General features: G+C 70.8%; 1 protein-coding gene and 1 pseudogene. Both read left to right on the forward strand.

Annotation, left to right across the window (positions count from 1 at the left end):
- A pseudogene (locus tag DJ70_RS17475) lies at nt 1-205 on the forward strand (hypothetical protein); the annotation flags it as partial.
- A gap of 93 nt (nt 206-298) precedes the next feature.
- A partial coding sequence (locus DJ70_RS12335; protein WP_094533444.1) for an RtcB family protein occupies nt 299-1,526 on the forward strand: 1,228 nt, incomplete at its 3' end.

A 1,526-nucleotide genomic window follows, 5' to 3' on the forward strand; every position in this document is an offset into this window, starting at 1 on the left:
GTTCGACGGCGGAGGGGAAGGGCGTTACGTGTGGTCGTCGAGAGGGCGGGCGGATCGAAGCGGTAGCGTCGGAGCGGGCGGATCGCTACCGGTCATCGCGGTCGCCCACCTGTTGTACGGGGTGGTGTTGGGGCGCGTCTTCGCCGGCCTCACCCTCGCGGACGACGACGTCGTGTGGCTGCCGGGCGACCCCGCGGACCGGTAGCGATCCGCCCGCTCCGACGCTACCGCTTCGATCCGCCCGCCCTCTCGACGACCACACGTAACGCCCTTCCCCTCCGCCGTCGAACCTCCGCGCATGACCACGCGCGAGTTCGACGGGATCCGCCTGGAGAAGGTGCGAGAGCACGTCTGGGAGATCCCGCGCGAGGGAGAGATGAACGTCCCGGCGCGGGTGTTCGCCAGCGAGGACCTCCTCGAGGAGATCGGCGAGGACGACACCCTTCGACAGCTCAAGAACGCCACGCACCTCCCCGGGATGGTCGAGCCCGCGCTGTGTATGCCCGACGGCCACCAGGGGTACGGGTTTCCGGTCGGCGGCGTCGGCGCGATCGACGCCCGCACCGGCTGTATCTCGCCCGGAGCCATCGGGTACGACATAAATTGCGGCGTAAGGATGGTGAAAACAGATCTCGACTACGACGACGTCCGCGGCCGCGAGGCCGAACTCGTCGACGCGCTCTTCGAGGCGATCCCGTCGGGGCTCGGCGGCGGCGGCGTGATCGACGGCGACGCCGACGCGATCGAGGGGGCGCTCGAGCGCGGCGTCGCGTGGGCGGTCGAGGAGGGATACGGGATCGAGAGCGACCTGGCGCACTGCGAGGACGAGGGCCGGCGGCCGGACGCCCGCCCGGAGTTCGTCTCCCAGAAGGCCAAAGACCGGGGCCGCAACCAGATGGGCTCGCTCGGCTCCGGCAACCACTTCCTCGAGGTCCAGCGCGTCACCGACGTCTTCCGCGAGGAGGTCGCCGCGGCGTACGGCCTCTCCGAGGGGCAGGTCGTCGTCCTGATCCACTGCGGGAGCCGCGGGCTCGGCCACCAGACGTGTAACGACTACCTCCGGCGGATCGAGACCGAGCACGCCGACCTCCTCGAGTCGCTGCCGGACAAGGAGCTCGCGGCCGCGCCCGCGGGCTCCGAGCTGGTCGAGGAGTACTACGGCGCGATGGGGGCGTGTATCAACTTCGCGTGGGTGAACCGCCAGCTGATCACCCACCGGACCCGCGAGGTGTTCGGCGACGTCTTCGACGCCGATCCGATCGACGACCTCGGGATGGAACTCCTGTACGACGTGGCCCACAACATCGGCAAGAAGGAGACCCACGAGGTTCCCGTCGGCCCCGACGGCCGGCCCGCCGTCGCCGAGGAGGCGGTCGACCGCGCCGACCGCGAGCTGTACGTCCACCGGAAGGGGGCGACGCGGGCGTTCCCCGCGGGCCACGAGGCGGTTCCCGAGGCGTACCGCTCGGTCGGCCAGCCCGTGATCATCCCCGGCAGCATGGGCGCGGGGTCGTACGTGCTCCGCG

The organism is Halorubrum halodurans (assembly GCF_002252985.1).
Lineage (GTDB): Archaea > Halobacteriota > Halobacteria > Halobacteriales > Haloferacaceae > Halorubrum > Halorubrum halodurans.